Here is a 16,559-nt window from a genome sequence, read left to right as displayed (position 1 = left end):
TTTCTTTACTATTCTTTCTATGCTATTCCTTCACCGTCTCCTGCATTTCTGCAAACTGTTTCCATAATATTTCTTCGTTTGTCGCGACGTTTCTTCCACATTCTTCATCATTTTTCAGCACATCTCCCGTTTCATTTTCACAGACATACGCCACTTCTCTGTGTATTTTACACCACATAGTTCAGCGGAATTCTTACCGTAAATGTGGTACCCTCTCCCGGATTACTGTGTACTTTAATGGAGCCACGGTGCAGAATGACCGCATTTCTCGCAATGGCCAGTCCCAGTCCGGTTCCTCCCATTTCTCTAGAATGAGATTTATCCACACGGTAGAACCGTTCAAACACATGCTGTTGATCTTCTTCCGGAATCCCGATTCCGGAATCTGCGACTTTCACATAAAAATATTTATGATCCGCATTCAGCGACACATGCACCCAACCGTTTTCATGATTATATTTGATTGCATTTTCCACCAGATTGGTAAATGCAAGCGTAATTTTTACTTCATCCAATTCTGCCGTCACCGGACGGAAGCTTTCCAGAACGACTTCTACATTCTTATCTGCGGCAATGGGTTTTAACCGCTTCAGGATCAATTCCAGAAGACTGTTGACATTGACCGCCATAATATTCAGATCCGGTGTGGTCCGATCCAGCTTAACCAGGGACAGCAGATCTGTAATGATCACATTTTCCCGTTCGATCTCATTGGTAATATCCTGCATAAATTCCCGGTAAAGTTCATTCGGTACCTCTTCCTGAGTCAGCAGAGAATCTGCCAGAACTTTCATGGATGCCAGTGGGGTCTTCAACTCATGAGACACATTGGATACAAATTCCTGTCTGGATTCATCCAGAACTTTCAGCCGTTCCAACAAACGGTTCAGTGCCTCTGCCAGTTCCTGCGTCTCTTTGTATACATTTTCCTGGAAGGTGACTTCTCCGTATCCATCCGTAATCTCAGACAGCGTTTTTGTCATCCTTCTGAACGGACGCATCATATAGTGGGAGATCACCAACGCCAGTACCGTCACCAGAAGCGTGCCCACCCCAAGGATCGCACTTCCTCTTACCGCCAGAATATCCACGGTATCTGCGATCGTATCCGTCGATACGCTGGCCAGGATCACTCCGTTGATTTGATTGGATTCTCCGTTCATAATCGGCGCGGACACTTCAATATAGCAGTTCTTGTCATCATAGGAGTTGCTCGCTTCGCCTTCCAGGCAGCGCACAACACCCTCCGCGATCATCGTTTTTCCCTCATCCAGATCATAAGTATCTTTTACGATCTTCAGATTCTGATCCACGATCATAACGCGGCCGTTGTATATACTTGTAAGTTGCGTTAATTCGGAATTAATGATCTCAGAAGATGTATCATCCAGATAATGATACGTATTCAGATGGTTGCCCAGAATCGTACACTGATTCTGAATCTCAGCCGTTCTCAGAGAAACCGCACGCGCCTCATAACTCTTTAAGATTCCGAAATATAAGAGTCCTGCCGGAATCAGCCATGCCAGAATGGCCAGAAGCGCGATACGGAAACGCAGACTTTTTAAAAACTGTATATGAAATCTGATTACTCTTTTATTTTTACCCCTGGAAATAATAACCCACTCCCCATTTTGTATGTACGTATTTCGGCTCACTTGGTTTCGTCTCGATCTTCTCTCTCAGCCTTCGGATATGTACATCAACGGTACGTGCATCCCCCGGATAGTCATAGCCCCAGATCAGATTCAGAAGATTCTCTCTGCTGTATACCTTGTTCGGATTCATGGCAAGAAGCTCCAGTACGTCATATTCTTTTGCTGTCAGGTTGATCTCTTTTTCCCCGATGAAAACTCTGCGGCTCTCGCAGTCGATCCGAAGTGCTCCCTTCACGACCATCGTACCCGTGGAAGTCTCCTGACGTTTTGCGGTTCTTCGCATAATCGCCTTGATACGTGCCTTAACTTCCAGAATATTAAACGGCTTCGTGATATAATCATCTGCCCCGTATTCCAGACCCAGGATCTTATCCATATCTTCACTTTTGGCCGTCAGCATCACGATCGGCATATCAGAAAAATCCCGGATCTGCTGGCAGACTTCGAACCCGTCCATCTTCGGAAGCATCACATCCAGCAGCACCAGATCATATTCACAGTTCTTTGCAAATGCAAGTGCCTCTTCTCCGTCATAAGCACAGTCTACCTCCATACCTTCCTGTTCCAGGCTGAAACGGATCCCCTTTACGATCAGTTTTTCATCATCAACCACCAAAATTTTCTTTGCCATATTTACTCTACCCTCGAATCTTATTTGCAACTTTTATATTTTTTACAGACAGATCTGGTCTTTGATCTTCTGGAAGGTGCCGTCTTTGATCCCTTCTACCTGTTTTAGTTCCTCCAGACTTTGAAATCCCCGGTTCGTCTCCCTGTAGGACAGGATCGCCTCTGCTTTCGTCTCACCGATCCCGGTCAGCGTCATAAGCTCTGCTTTGTCTGCACGGTTGATGTTCACCTTGCCCTGCGTCGCACCATTTTCCGCGGAATCCCAGGCACCACCAGTAACCTGACCGGATATACCGGATAATTCCTGTGCAGGATCTCCCAGCGTTTTAGCTTCTTCTTTGGATGGCACATAAATCTTCATTCCATCCTCCAGACGCTGTGCCTGATTCAAATAGGTCTCGGATGCTTCTTCCTTCAGACCTCCGGCCTTCTGGATCACATCGCAGATCCGACTGTCTTCTTCCAGCGTATACACACCCGGATTACAAATCTGTCCACAGATATACACCCGGATCTCACTCTGACTCATCCCGTCGGACTCTGGCTGACCGCTGCCAGACACTCCTTTCGATGAATTCCTTCCATCCGCATCTGCTGCGTCTTCTCCCGATATCCGGTCATTTTCTTCTTCGGACGCTTTTCCGTCATCCTCTGTCGAAAATTCCACCTCTGTCAGTCCGTCTGCACGATTCTTTTTTTCTGAGGCGCATCCGGACATTGCCAGAAGGACAACCAGCAGGATCCAGCCGATCTTTCTCCCTGTTCTGTCTTGTTTTTTATATAATGTTCTGTTTTCTTTTTTCATCCTCGCATCTGCTCCCATCTACTGATGTTTCTGAGCAGGTTCCCCGCGTCGGATAGCCCTATTGTAACGAAAAACAAACAGAAAAACAATATCTTTTTACATATATGTTACATTTTTATGAACATTTCGTTTCCTTTTTCCTCTCCAAATTCATTTTTCTGATTTTTGCAGTTCAGTCCACCGCTTCCATTGTCATTGTTTTTCGTTTATTCCCACTGAAAAATAGCGATTCCGATCAGTGCCAGTACCAGACCGCCTGCCTTTCTCCATTCCCAGGCTGCCTGTTCGACTCCAAACATTCCGAACAATTCGATCAGATATGCCACGATCAGTTGCGCGATCACGATCAGAAGCGCCGCCTTGGCCGGCCCCAGCGTATTCATACTCTGGATCACAGACCAAGTGATGCCTACGCCGATCACACCTCCCAGCAGCATATACTTTGGCTCCACTTTCATCAAAGCCTGTACACTGTCTCTGCCCGTTGCAAACCATATCCCCAGACAGACCAGAAAAGCGGAAAGCTGAACCCAGCCATTGCTGACCCAGACTCCCGTCGTCTTTGTGACCTGGGTATTAAACACTCCCTGGATACTCATCAGCGCTCCCGATAACAGCGCAATCAAAAAACCGGCCATTTTGGCACCTCCTGTTTTTTTAATGAACAGTATGCCACTTCAGCCGGTTTTTATACATCCTTATGCCAGAACTTTCTTCATCTTCTCGATCATCTGGTCAATGTGCTTTTCTTCCACGATCAGCGGCGGAACAAAACGGATCACATTTCCCTCAGCCTGAATAATCAGGAGTCCTTCTTCCACTGCCTTTGCATTGACTTCTTTCAACGGTTTCGTCACAACGATTCCCTGCATCAGACCTTTTCCTTTGCGTTTCGTTACGCAGTCTGTTTCTGCTACCAGTTCATCCAGCTTCTTAGTCAGATAAGGAGCTACTTTGTTGACATGTCCCAGAATGTCCTCTTTCTCGAAGATCTCAATGACCTTGCGAACTGCCGCACATGCCAGAGGATTTCCTGCATAGGTAGAACCGTGGTCTCCCGGTTTGAGCGAGTATTCAGCCACTTCTTCTTTCATGGCAAATGCCCCCACCGGAATTCCGTTTCCGATTCCCTTTGCCATCGCCATAATATCCGGCTTCACACCGAATCCCTGCCATGCAAACATGGTTCCTGTACGGCCCATTCCGCACTGTACTTCATCACAGATCATCAGAATATCATTTTCATCACAGATCTTTCGGATTCCTTCCATGAAGGACTGTTCTGCCAGATTGATTCCGCCTTCTCCCTGCAGCGGCTCCAGAATGATTGCGCAGGTCTTGTCGTTGACCAGAGCCTTTACACTGTCCAGATCGTTAAATTTGGCAAAATGAACCCCCGGTACCAGTGGTTCAAAAGGCTCTCTGTAAGAGTCGTGTCCGGTCACAGATACTGCTCCGAAGGTTCTGCCATGGAAAGAATTCTCCATTGCGATGAATTCATAACGGCCGTTCTTCTTCGTATAGGCGTATTTTCTTGCCGCTTTCAGTGCCCCTTCGATTGCCTCGCCGCCACTGTTAGTAAAGAAGATCCGATCCATTCCGCTGATCCGGTTCAGCTCTCTGGCCGCAATCCCGCAATTCTCATGATAATAGAGATTGGAGGTATGATAAAGTTTATCGATCTGTGCTTTCAGTGCATCGTTTAGTTCCTGATTGCCATAGCCCAGTCCGGACACTGCAAATCCGGCCGCAAAATCCAGATATTCTTTGCCGTCCGTATCATACAGATACATGCCTTCCCCATGATCCAGTGCGATCGGGAAACGATTGTATACCGGCAACAGATTTTCTTCTGCCGCCTTGATCTTATTATTCACCATGATAATACCTGCTTTCTTCTCCGCTTAAAATTGCCGTTCCGATTCCCTTGTTGGTAAAGATTTCCAGAAGCAGACAATGTGCAATTCGTCCATCCAGAATATGTACCCGGGAAACGCCGTTTTCAATGGCATCGATACAGTTGTTCAGCTTCGGAAGCATTCCTCCGCCGATATATCCGTCTTCCATTAATTTTCTTGCTTCCTCTACCCGCAGTTCAGAGATCAGGGTCTTCGGATCTTTCGGATCCTTGTACACACCCTCGATGTCTGTCAGGAATGCCAGTTTCTCTGCATGGACTGCTCTTGCGATCGCGCAGGCTGCATCATCTGCATTGATATTGTAGGTCTGGTAGTCATCATCCATTCCCACCGGGCATACGATCGGAAGGAAATCTTTTTCCAGAAGGTCAAAGAGAATGTCTGCATTGACTTCCTTTACATCTCCCACAAATCCAATATCTTTTCCGTCGGAAAGCTTTTTATCTACTTTCAGAAGTCCGCCGTCTTTTCCGCTGATTCCGATGGCACGTACTCCCAGCTCTTCCACCAGTTGTACCAGACTCTTGTTCACTTTACCCAGAACCATTTCTGCGATTTCCATGGTGTCTTCATCGGTCACACGCAGTCCGTTGATGAACTGTGGCTCCATTCCCACTTTGCCGACCCATTTGCTGATCTCTTTTCCACCGCCATGCACAATGATCGGTTTAAATCCAACCAGCTTCAACAACGTCACATCCTGAATCACCTGACGCTTCAGATCTTCATCGATCATCGCGCTTCCACCGTATTTTACTACGATGATCTTCCGGTTAAATCTCTGGATATACGGAAGTGCCTCGATCAGCACCTGTGCCTTATCCAGATATTGCTGCATATTCTCATTCATTTTCCTTTGATTCCTTCCTGTACTGCTAATCCTGCTTTTTAACTTCTGTAATCTGCGTTGATGTCAATGTATCCATGGGTCAGATCACAGCCCCATGCTGTCGCCTCATGCTCTCCCATCTTGATATCTGCGATTGCCTTCACTTCCGGCTGAGACAGGATTTCTGTGGCTTTTTCTTCACTGTAATCCACTGCCGTACCATTTCCAATGATCTGAAGGCTTCCTGCCTGGCTCTCAAAGAACAGATCTACCTTCTCCGGATCGAACTCTGCTCCGGAATATCCCATGGCGCAGAGAATTCTTCCCCAGTTTGCGTCATGTCCTGCGATGGCTGCCTTGGTCAGATTGGAGCAGACAATGGATTTTGCCAGAACTTTTGCCTGCTTTTTCGATGCAGCACCCTTCACGGTCACCTCAAACAATGCGGTGGCTCCCTCTCCATCTCCTGCGATCTTCTTAGAAATGGTTTCGTTCACATAATGAAGGGCTTCTTTGAATTTTTCATAATCTTCGCTGCCATAACGGATCTTTTCATTTCCTGCTTTTCCGTTTGCCAGAAGTAACACGGTATCGTTGGTGGAGGTATCTCCATCTACGGAAATCATGTTATAGGTATCCTTGACATCCTCTTTCAAAGCTTTTGTCAAAGCCTTCTTTGTAATCTTCGCATCGGTTGTAATATAAGAAAGCATGGTACACATATTCGGATGGATCATACCGGAACCCTTTGCCATTCCGCCGATGGTAACTTCCGTTCCGTCCGCGCAGGTGAATTTCACTGCCACTTCTTTTTCTTTTGTGTCTGTGGTCATGATCGCCTTTGCCGCAAGATGTCCTGCTTCCAGTCCTTTTTTCTTACTGTCTGCCAGTAATGTGATTCCTGCTTTCAGACGTTCGATCGGGATCTGCATTCCGATCACTCCGGTAGAGCCGATCAGTACGCCCTCTTCCGGTACGCCAAAGACTTTTGCTGCTTCTTTTGCCGTCTCCAGACAATACTCCATTCCCTCTGCTCCGGTACATGCATTTGCTATTCCGGAATTGATCACTACCACGTGAACCGGTGCTGTTCCGGCTACTACTTTCTGATCCCATTTTACAGGAGCTGCTTTTACTACATTTGTGGTAAAGGTTCCTGCTGCTTTGCAGGCTTTTTTGCTATAAATCAACGCCATGTCTGTCCGGCCTTCGTATTTGATACCTGCTGCCGCAGATGCTGCGTAAAATCCTTTTGCTGCGGTTACACCGCCTTTGATCTTCTCCATAATCCTTTCCTCCTTACTGTTCATTGAAGGCTGTAATATTTTCTGCATTCAATACAAAATCATAATAGTTCATGTCTTCCCGTTTTGTCCAGCCAATTGTGTTCCAGAATGCATTTCCGATATCATTGCTGGTAAATGCGATCAGACAGACTTTATTGATCTGTTCTTCTTTCAGAGCTTCCATGGTCTTCACCACCATGGCTTTTCCGATTCCATGGCGTCTGAATGCCTCATCCACACAGACATGATACAGACATCCTCTTCGTCCGTCATGTCCGCACAAAATCGCTCCTACAATCTTTCCATTTTCTTCTGCTACCACACTGGTGGTCGGATTGCGCTTCAGGAAACGTTCCACCCCTTCTCTGGAATCATCCATACTGCGAATTCCGAATCCACGAATTCGTTTCCACAGATGATAAACTTCCTCGTAATCCTCTATTTTCATCTGACGTATTTTCATGTTCTTTCCGCTTCTTTCTAATTTCCTCTTATGGGAACATCGGAACCAGATCCAGACCCATTGTTTCATCCAGACCGAATAACAGATTCATATTCTGGACTGCCTGTCCGGCTGCACCTTTGACCAGATTGTCAATGGCACCCATCATAATAATTCTTCCGGTTCTCTCATCAATCTTAAATCCGATATCCACATAATTGCTGCCCTCTACCCATTTTGTCTCCGGGCAGACACCGTCTCCCATTACACGGACAAAGGTTTCCTTTGCATAATATTTATCATACACCGCCTTCACTTCTTCCGGCGTAACTTTCTTCGTTAATTTTGCATATTCTGTTGCCAGAATTCCCCGGTTCATCGGAACCAGATGTGGGGTAAAGTTGATCAGGACTTCTTCCCCTGCCGCATATCCCAACTGTTCTTCAATCTCCGGCGTATGTCTGTGGGAAGCTACCCCATAGGCCTTGATATTTTCATTCACTTCACAGTACAGATTCGGCACCTTTGCTCCTCTTCCCGCACCGGAAGTTCCTGATTTTGCATCCACGATCAAGGTACTCATATCGATCATCCCTTCCTTTGCCAGCGGATAAGCCGTCAGAATGGAACAGGTGGTATAGCATCCCGGATTGGCGATCAGTCTTGCCCCTTTGATCTGCTCTCTGTTGACTTCACACAGACCATAGACCGCTTCTTCGATAAACTGAGGACTCTTATGTTCAATTCCATACCATTTTTCATAAGTTTTTACATCCTTGATTCGGAAATCAGCACTCAAGTCTACGATCTTCGTTTTGCTTAAAATCTCTTCCGACATCATAGATGCACAGAATCCCTGTGGTGTCGCTGTGAAGATCACATCCGCTCTCTCAGCCAGTTCCTCCATATTATCATCCAGACATTTTGCATCTACGATCTCAAACATATTGCGATAAACATCTGCATAGTTCTGATCGATATAACTACGGGAACCGTACCAGACGATTTCAACTTCCGGATGTCTGCTCAGAATTCTGACCAGTTCTCCTCCTGCATAACCTGTAGCTCCAATAATCCCTGCTTTTATTTTCATTGATCTTCACAACCTTTCTTTTGCAACTATTGCATAATTATACATCCTAACTGAATATTATGCAACAGTTTTTTCTTCTGTATTTTTACTTACATTTTTACTCAACATTTTCTGAAACTGAGACAGAAACAGTACTGACGTAAAGGACACCGCCAGAAAATCCGCAACCGGTTCTGCCAGATACACCGCCATGGTCTGATCTGCCCGGAAAATATGGGGCATAATATAGATCAGCGGAATCAGCAATACGAACTTCCGCATCACAGCTACTATAATAGAAGCTTTCGCATTTCCCAGAGAATTAAATGCCATCTGACAGGACATCTGAATTCCAAACAGGAATAACACCGCTGTATAAATCCGAAGTGCCCGTTTTGTAAATGCGATCAACACCGGATCCGCTGTAAATACCGCTGCAAACACCTGAGGGAACAACATGATCAACGCCCACAGACCGACTGCGTAACACATATCCACTTTCAACAACAGGCGAAACGTCTTTTTCACCCTTGTCTGATCTCCGGCTCCGTAATTGTAACTCATGATCGGCTGTGCTCCCTGACCGATTCCCTGAAGCGGAAGCATGGCAAACTGCATCACACTGGTCAGGATCGTCATCGCGCCAACCGCCACATCTCCTCCGTATTTTAATAAAGAAGTATTAAAACATACGGAAATCACACTTTCACTTGCCTGCATGATAAACAAGGAACTTCCCAGTGCCAGACAGGGTAAAATCACCGAACCCTTCAACTTCATGCAGTTTTTTTTGATTTGCAGCACCGTCTTTTTCCCAAACAGGAAAGAAAGCACCCAGATACAGGACAGTGCCTGAGACAGGATCGTCGCCAGAGCCGCTCCCCTTACTCCCATCTGAAATCCGAAGATAAATACCGGATCCAGAATTAGATTTGCCACTGCACCGATCAGTACCGACAACATTCCTGTCCTGGCAAATCCCTGGGAAGTGATAAACATATTCATTCCCAGCGTCATCTGTACGAAAATTGTACCTACTGCATAGATATTCATATACTCGACTGCATACTCTATGGTATTGGAGCTTGCCCCAAAGGCCAGTAAAATCGGACGATTAAACAGAAACAACATCACACTCAACACCAGCGACACCAGAATCTGTGTCACAAAACAGTTCCCCAGGATCTGTTCTGCCTGATCTTTTTCTCCCTTTCCCATCAGGATGGTAGCTCTCGGTGCTCCTCCGTTTCCGACCAGAGCCGCAAAGGCTGAGACGATCATGATCAGCGGCATACAGACACCGACTCCCGTCAGTGACAGTGCTCCTGTCTTCGGGATGTGTCCGATATAAATCCGATCCACCACATTATAAAGCATATTGATCATCTGCGCAGTGACCGTGGGAACTGCCAGCCGAAACAGCAACTTTCCTACCGGTTCTGTTCCCAAAAAACTTTTATCTGATTCTATTTTCTTTTCCATTTCAACTCTCTGCTTTCTTCTTTCCGACATCCTTCTTCCAGATTTCAATTTCCACTCTCTGACATTCTTCTTTCGAACCTCAGACGCTTTTTCTATTTTAGCTTGAAGCTAAAATAATCAGACAAACGAAAGAAGATGAACCCGGCCAGGTTCATCTCTTAAGTTATTCACGGATCTGTCCATTGCCGAAAATAATATATTTCGTGGTTGTCAGCGCTTCCAGTCCCATCGGACCCCTCGCATGTAATTTCTGGGTACTGATTCCAATCTCTGCTCCGAATCCGAATTCGAATCCATCCGTAAATCTGGTCGATGCGTTGACATATACTGCTGCCGCATCAACTTCATCTAAAAACTTCAATGCATGATCATAATTTTCTGTCACGATCGTCTCGGAATGTCCGGTGTTATAGCGGTTGATATGGTCAATCGCCTCTTCCAGAGAATCCACAATCTTCACAGATATCATGGCATCCAGATATTCTCTTCCCCAGTCCTCTTCTGTTGCCGGAATCACTTCAGATGCACCGGCGCAGACCCTCTCATCTCCTCTTACCTCGATCTGATGCTCTTTCAGACGGCGAAGGATAACCGGCATTGCCTTTTCTGCCACTGCACTGTGGATCAGAAGGGACTCGCAGGCATTGCAGACTCCCATTCTCTGTGTCTTTGCATTTTCAATGATATCGGCTGCCATATTCAGATCTGCGGAATCATCCACGTATACATGACAGTTTCCGGTACCGGTCTCAATTACCGGTACACTGCTGTTTTTTACGACATTTGCAATCAGCCCTGCTCCACCTCTCGGGATCAGTACATCAATATACTCCCGAAGCTGCATCATCTCGGTTACCATCTCACGACTGGTATCTTCCACCAAGATCATGGCATCCTGCGGCAGTTTCAGCTTACAGAGCGCGTCTTTGATCACGACAGTCACTGCTTTATTGGAATGGATCGCATCACTTCCGCCACGTAAAATCGTAGCATTTCCGGTTTTAAAGCAAAGCCCGAACGCATCCGCTGTCACATTCGGTCTGGACTCATAAATAATTCCGATGACTCCGAGCGGTACCCGTTTCTTTCCGATCCGAAGCCCGTTTGGTCTGGTTTTCATAGAAAGGACTTCCCCTACCGGGTCTTCCAGTCCTGCAATCTGCTCCAGACCGACTGCCATTGCATCAATTCGCTCTTTCGTCAGTTGCAGACGATCTACCAAAGACTGTTTCATTCCGGACTGGATCGCAGCATCTACATCTTTTTTGTTTTCTTCCAGAATGTAATCGGTTTTCTTTCGCAATTCCTCTGCTGCTGCGAGAAGTCCGCGGTTTTTATCAACCTGTGAGAGTCTGGCCATAATCTTTGAAGCTTCTTTGGCTCTCTGTCCAATGATTTCCATATACTGTTCCACGGTGTTTCTGCCTCCTTTTTGATCCCTTTCAGGCTACTGTCTTCCGTTGTACCCAAAGCATAAGTTACAGTTCTGTTCCCAGATCTATAACGCTCATCCCCCGGACTTTCTTCAGTTTCTTTGCGCTTCTTCTGTACTGCGGGGTTTCCGGGGCAATCTCATTTTCCTGCCCGATGGAATGTTCTTTGGACAGAAACAGCGTCCCCACTTTCTTCCCGTTCATGATCTCATTGATCGTGTAAATGTTCTCTCCGTTGGCAATGACCATATCCGCTCCTGCATCGGTTGCAATCTTTGCGGCATTGATCTTGGTCGTCATTCCTCCGGTTCCGGAATCGGTAGAAGCACCTTTTGCCATTTTTTCCAGAGATTCATCGATCTTCGCCACCGTATGAATGAAGCGGACTTTCTCATTTTTCCGCGGATCATCGGTATACAGCCCTTCAATATCCGACATCAGGATCAGAAGATCTGCACCTACCAGATCTGCAACATAAGCAGCCAGCGTATCATTTTCGCCTATGGTTCCATAGGCCAGCTCATCCATGGAAATGACATCGTTTTCATTGACGATCGGTACCACCTTATGGCTTAAAAGTTCTTCAAATGTACGCCGCGCCATCTTCCGACATTCCGGATTAACGATTGACTCCTTCGTCAGCAGGACCTGAGCGGTCAGTTGAGAATATTCATTGAAGAATTTCTCATAGATCATCATCAGTCTTCCCTGTCCCACTGCCGCACACATCTGCTTCTGCGCTTCCGTTTCCGGTTTGTGCTTCATGCCAAGGGCCTGTCTTCCGACACCGACCGCACCGGAAGAGACCACGATCACTTCTTTGCCTTTATTCAACAGATTAATCAGGATCCTTACAAATTTTTCCAGTTTATCCAGATTGATATAACCTGTATCCGGGTATGTGACCGTTGTGGTTCCCACTTTGATCACCACCCGCTTTTTCTGTTTTAAATATTCTCTCTGATCTGTCATGATTCATCCCAATCCATTTATCTCATGTGACCTTGTTTTTTACATTTGCTCTTTTTTGCCTTGCTGTTTCAAGACTTTTTACTTAGTCACGCACTTTGATATGTGCCTCTCTCAACTGCATTTCTGTCACTTCTCCTGGAGCTCCGCACATCAGATCCTGTGCATTTCCGTTCATCGGGAACGGGATAACTTCACGGATATTTTCTTCATCGCGAAGCAGCATGATCATACGGTCTACTCCAGGTGCCATTCCTGCGTGCGGCGGTGCTCCGAACTGGAATGCATTGTAGAGTGCTCCGAATTTTTCTTTCAGATTCTCTTCTGTATACCCTGCAATTTCGAATGCCTTTACCATGATCTTCATATCGTGGTTTCTGACTGCTCCGGAGGAAAGTTCCACACCGTTGCAGACGATATCGTACTGATATGCCAGAATATCTTCCGGGTTCATGGTCTCCAGAGCCTCAAGTCCGCCCTGCGGCATGGAGAATGGGTTGTGAGTAAAGATCATCTTCTTTTCCTCACTGTCATATTCATACATCGGGAAATCATTGATATAACAGAAACGATATGCATTTTTCTCACACAGATCCAGACGATTTCCCAGTTCGGTACGGATCTGTCCTGCATAAAGAGCCGCTCTTTCTTCTTTATCTGCAATGAAGAAAATGGTATCTCCCGGTTCCAGGTTTGCGATCTCTGCGATCTCACCCTTCATGTCATCCGGAATAAATTTATCAATCGGTCCCTTGTAAGTCTTGTCTTCTTTTACTTCCAGGTATCCAAGTCCGCCCATTCCGATAGACTGTGCAAACTTCAGAAGTTTTTCATGGAATCCCTTGGACATATTTGCATGCACTTTGATGGCACGAACCGTCTTTTTGTGGAACGGTTTGAAGGTACATCTCTGGAAGAAATCTGTCACATCTACAATACGAAGCGGGTTTCTTAAATCCGGCTTGTCCGTACCGAATTCCAGCATTGCCTGTTTGTAACTGATGATCGGATACGGTGCCGGTGTCACGTCATATCCTTCCGGTGCAAATTTTTCAAAGGTAGAGCTTAACACTTCTTCTCCCACACGGAACACATCTTCCTGTGTTGCAAAGCTCATCTCAAAATCCAACTGATAAAATTCACCCGGAGAACGGTCTGCTCTTGCATCCTCATCACGGAAGCATGGAGCGATCTGGAAATATTTATCAAATCCGGATACCATCAGAAGCTGTTTATACTGCTGTGGTGCCTGCGGCAACGCATAAAATTTGCCCTTAAATTTTCTGGACGGTACGATATAATCTCTTGCACCTTCCGGAGAAGATGCACACAGGATCGGAGTCTGGATCTCCAGGAATCCCATCTCTGTCATCTTCTGTCTTAAATAGGAAATCACCTGAGAACGGAAGATCATATTGTCTCTGACTTTTTTATTTCTCAGATCCAGATATCTGTATTTCAAACGGACATCTTCTCTGGTTTCTTTGGAAGTCTGGATCTCAAACGGAAGCTGTCTGTATACCTTTCCAAGGATCGTTACCTTGTGTGCTTCCAGTTCCACAGTACCGGTCGGGATCTTCGGGTTGTAAGTCTCTTCATCTCTGTGATCCATCACACCTTCGATGCAGATACAGTCTTCCTTTGTGATTCCTTCCATTAAAGAAGTGTCACGCATTACTACCTGAAGCACTCCATACATATCTCTTAAATCTATAAAGGAAACTCCTCCGTGATCACGGATGTTCTCCACCCATCCTGATACCTTAATTTCTTTTCCTACATCACCTTCACCGATCTGATCCAGTGTTCTGTTACGATACATGTTTTCTGTATTCATCTCGTCTCTCCTTTTCTTTTTTCTCTTATTTTTGACTTTTCTTACTGACTATTTCTTCCTTCGCATATCGCAAAAGCTTCGCCTTGCTTTTATGCTCATATCCGGCGCAGTGCGCATCTTTTAAAAAATATTTTTTTTGCATCTTACGGATTGCTCCGTGCTTCGCTCTCCCGCAATCCTCCGGAATAAAAAAGACCGCCCGCCCTGAAACAATCTGATCCAATTGCTCAGGACGAACAGTCATGTCCGCGGTACCACCTGAATTGCTGTGCTCAGCCACTCATCGGTTCTTAAACCTGCCGTCTTACGCGCGACTTCCTCACGTCTCACCTACTGATTCTTTTAAAAATGTTCGGATCGCTGCTGGTAAAGTGTTCTTCACGCCCATTCATTTTGCAGAGATCCCACCATCCTCTGCTCTCTGGGAACGATAATCGGCGCTACTTTTCTTCGTCATAGCCATTTGTCTGGAATTATACCCCACAAACAGCCCATTTGTCAACGGTTTCCACCGCTGTCAGTCTCTATTTTCAGACTCTGTCAAACTCATCCTGGATTTCCTTCGACGGCGGTGCTGTCACAAGACTCACAAACACAATTGCAACACAGGACACCAGAAATGCCGGAAGTAATTCATAAAAGTCAAGGATTCCTCCCATCGGGCGTACCAGATATTTCCAGATAAATACCATTGCTCCTCCGGTAACCATTCCTGCCAGTGCTCCCTGCCAGTTGGAACGTTTCCAGAACAGTGCAAACAATACCACCGGTCCGAATACTGCTCCGAATCCAGCCCATGCAAAGGATACGATATTAAAGACTGAACTGGATGGATCTCTCGCCATAAAAACTGCGATCACTGCGATCAACAGAACTGTAACACGGTCAGCAAACATCGTGCTCTTTTTACCGGAAGCTTTCTTTAAGACACTTCCAAGCAAATCAGAAGACACCGAAGAAGATGCCGCCAGAAGCTGAGAGTCCGCAGTTGACATGGTAGATGCCAGAATACCTGCCAGGATTATACCTGCAAGCAACGCCGGAATCACGCCATGCTGACTTAACAGATTTGCGATCTGAACGATGATGGTTTCTGAATTGGATCCTTCCAGAACCGGAAGTTCTCCGGCTGTTGTCATTCCCAGACCAACGACTCCGATCGTCACCGCAACCGCCAATGAGATCACAACCCATGTGGTTGCCACTCTTCTGGACAAGGTCAGTTTTTCTTCATCTTCGATTGCCATAAAGCGAAGCAATACATGCGGCATTCCGAAATATCCAAGTCCCCATGCCAGCATCGACAGTACATTTAAAATCGGATACGGCTGTTCCGTTCCGCTTACCGGATCATAGGTCGTAAACATGGTCAGATAACCCGGAAGAGATTTGGCATGTTCTGCGACCGCATCAAATCCTCCTGCCACGTTCACGCCAAACACAAATACGATCAGCAATGCAATCGACATGATAATTCCCTGAATAAAGTCTGTGGTAGAAGCTGCCAGAAATCCTCCCAGCGCCGTATAACCAACAATTACGATTGCACTGATAACCATCGCGGTCAGATACTTTACTCCGAACAGACTAGAAAATAATTTTCCGCAGGCTGCAAATCCGGAAGCCGTATACGGAATAAAGAAGATTACGATGAAAATCGCACCGATCGACTGTAAAATCTTCTTCTCATCCCGGTATCTGTTACTGAAAAATGATGGCAATGTAATCGAGTTCCCCGCAATGTGCGTATACCGCCTGATCCTCTTTGCTACAATTCTCCAGTTTAAATATGTACCGATCGCAAGTCCGATCGCAGTCCATCCGGCATCTGCAATTCCGGTCAGATAAGCAAGACCCGGAAGTCCCATCAAAAGCCAGCTGCTCATATCAGAAGCTTCTGCACTCATTGCCGTTACAAACGGTCCTAACTTTCGTCCTCCCAAATAGAAATCTGCGGAATCATGATTATTCTTTGAGCAACGATATCCCACATAGAGCATGCAGCCCAAATAGATAATGATTGCCAGCATAATACATAAATGTGCTGTTGTCATCCTGTTCATTCCTTTCTTTTTTCTTGTACGTTTTCATAATAGCCCCTCATACTTTAGTACGTTACTATAAAACATATCCATATATAATCGAAAGTTTACCATATTTTTTTCATTCGCACAAGAAAACCTTGTTGATACAGGCA

At 45.9% G+C, this 16,559-nt stretch carries 15 protein-coding genes; all 15 read right to left on the bottom strand.

Annotated features, from left to right (window positions below; genetic code table 11):
* Positions 1-22: 22 nt before the first annotated feature.
* Complete coding sequence (locus KGMB01110_RS14985; RefSeq protein WP_156085452.1) at positions 23-178, bottom strand: hypothetical protein; 156 nt, start codon at positions 176-178, stop codon at positions 23-25.
* Positions 168-1,658 carry a sensor histidine kinase gene (locus tag KGMB01110_RS13185; RefSeq protein WP_119298802.1) on the bottom strand — a complete coding sequence of 497 codons (1,491 nt, stop codon included), beginning with the start codon at positions 1,656-1,658 and terminating at the stop codon, positions 168-170. Before KGMB01110_RS13185 ends, KGMB01110_RS14985 begins: the two co-directional genes overlap by 11 nt.
* Positions 1,603-2,289 (bottom strand): response regulator transcription factor, encoded by a 687-nt coding sequence (locus tag KGMB01110_RS13180; protein WP_117603719.1) that lies wholly within the window; start codon positions 2,287-2,289, stop codon positions 1,603-1,605. Before KGMB01110_RS13180 ends, KGMB01110_RS13185 begins: the two co-directional genes overlap by 56 nt.
* Before the next feature lie 42 nt (positions 2,290-2,331).
* Positions 2,332-3,093 (bottom strand): helix-hairpin-helix domain-containing protein, encoded by a 762-nt coding sequence (locus tag KGMB01110_RS13175; protein ID WP_170141732.1) that lies wholly within the window; start codon positions 3,091-3,093, stop codon positions 2,332-2,334.
* 206 nt (positions 3,094-3,299) lie between these two features.
* Positions 3,300-3,731 (bottom strand): DMT family transporter, encoded by a 432-nt coding sequence (locus tag KGMB01110_RS13170; RefSeq protein ID WP_117603721.1) that lies wholly within the window; start codon positions 3,729-3,731, stop codon positions 3,300-3,302.
* A gap of 60 nt (positions 3,732-3,791) precedes the next feature.
* The gene (locus KGMB01110_RS13165) at positions 3,792-4,973 is read right to left on the bottom strand and encodes an aspartate aminotransferase family protein (protein WP_170141731.1); all 1,182 of its coding nucleotides are present in this window, start codon (positions 4,971-4,973) and stop codon (positions 3,792-3,794) included.
* Positions 4,963-5,862, bottom strand: coding sequence for an acetylglutamate kinase (argB, locus tag KGMB01110_RS13160; protein WP_119298796.1), 900 nt, complete (start codon positions 5,860-5,862; stop codon positions 4,963-4,965). The genes KGMB01110_RS13165 and argB overlap by 11 nt, the downstream gene beginning before the upstream one ends.
* A 38-nt stretch (positions 5,863-5,900) precedes the next feature.
* Positions 5,901-7,127, bottom strand: coding sequence for a bifunctional glutamate N-acetyltransferase/amino-acid acetyltransferase ArgJ (argJ, locus tag KGMB01110_RS13155; protein ID WP_117603723.1), 1,227 nt, complete (start codon positions 7,125-7,127; stop codon positions 5,901-5,903).
* Positions 7,128-7,140: 13 nt separating this feature from the next.
* Positions 7,141-7,590, bottom strand: a complete 450-nt coding sequence (locus KGMB01110_RS13150; protein WP_119298794.1) for a GNAT family N-acetyltransferase — start codon at positions 7,588-7,590, stop codon at positions 7,141-7,143.
* Between the two features lie 28 nt (positions 7,591-7,618).
* Positions 7,619-8,662 (bottom strand): N-acetyl-gamma-glutamyl-phosphate reductase, encoded by a 1,044-nt coding sequence (gene argC / locus KGMB01110_RS13145; protein WP_117603725.1) that lies wholly within the window; start codon positions 8,660-8,662, stop codon positions 7,619-7,621.
* Positions 8,663-8,719: 57 nt separating this feature from the next.
* Positions 8,720-10,111 carry an MATE family efflux transporter gene (locus KGMB01110_RS13140; RefSeq protein WP_174714266.1) on the bottom strand — a complete coding sequence of 464 codons (1,392 nt, stop codon included), beginning with the start codon at positions 10,109-10,111 and terminating at the stop codon, positions 8,720-8,722.
* Between the two features lie 175 nt (positions 10,112-10,286).
* Positions 10,287-11,537, bottom strand: coding sequence for a glutamate-5-semialdehyde dehydrogenase (locus tag KGMB01110_RS13135; RefSeq protein WP_119298792.1), 1,251 nt, complete (start codon positions 11,535-11,537; stop codon positions 10,287-10,289).
* Between the two features lie 64 nt (positions 11,538-11,601).
* Positions 11,602-12,528, bottom strand: a complete 927-nt coding sequence (proB, locus tag KGMB01110_RS13130) for a glutamate 5-kinase (protein WP_117603727.1) — start codon at positions 12,526-12,528, stop codon at positions 11,602-11,604.
* Between the two features lie 82 nt (positions 12,529-12,610).
* Positions 12,611-14,362, bottom strand: coding sequence for an aspartate--tRNA ligase (aspS, locus tag KGMB01110_RS13125; RefSeq protein WP_117603728.1), 1,752 nt, complete (start codon positions 14,360-14,362; stop codon positions 12,611-12,613).
* A gap of 530 nt (positions 14,363-14,892) precedes the next feature.
* Positions 14,893-16,416 carry a sodium/proline symporter PutP gene (gene putP, locus KGMB01110_RS13115; RefSeq protein ID WP_119298790.1) on the bottom strand — a complete coding sequence of 508 codons (1,524 nt, stop codon included), beginning with the start codon at positions 16,414-16,416 and terminating at the stop codon, positions 14,893-14,895.
* Positions 16,417-16,559: the final 143 nt, after the last annotated feature.

The organism is Mediterraneibacter butyricigenes, from assembly GCF_003574295.1.
GTDB lineage: Bacteria > Bacillota > Clostridia > Lachnospirales > Lachnospiraceae > Mediterraneibacter_A > Mediterraneibacter_A butyricigenes.
This window is presented reverse-complemented; position numbering and strand designations above follow the sequence as displayed.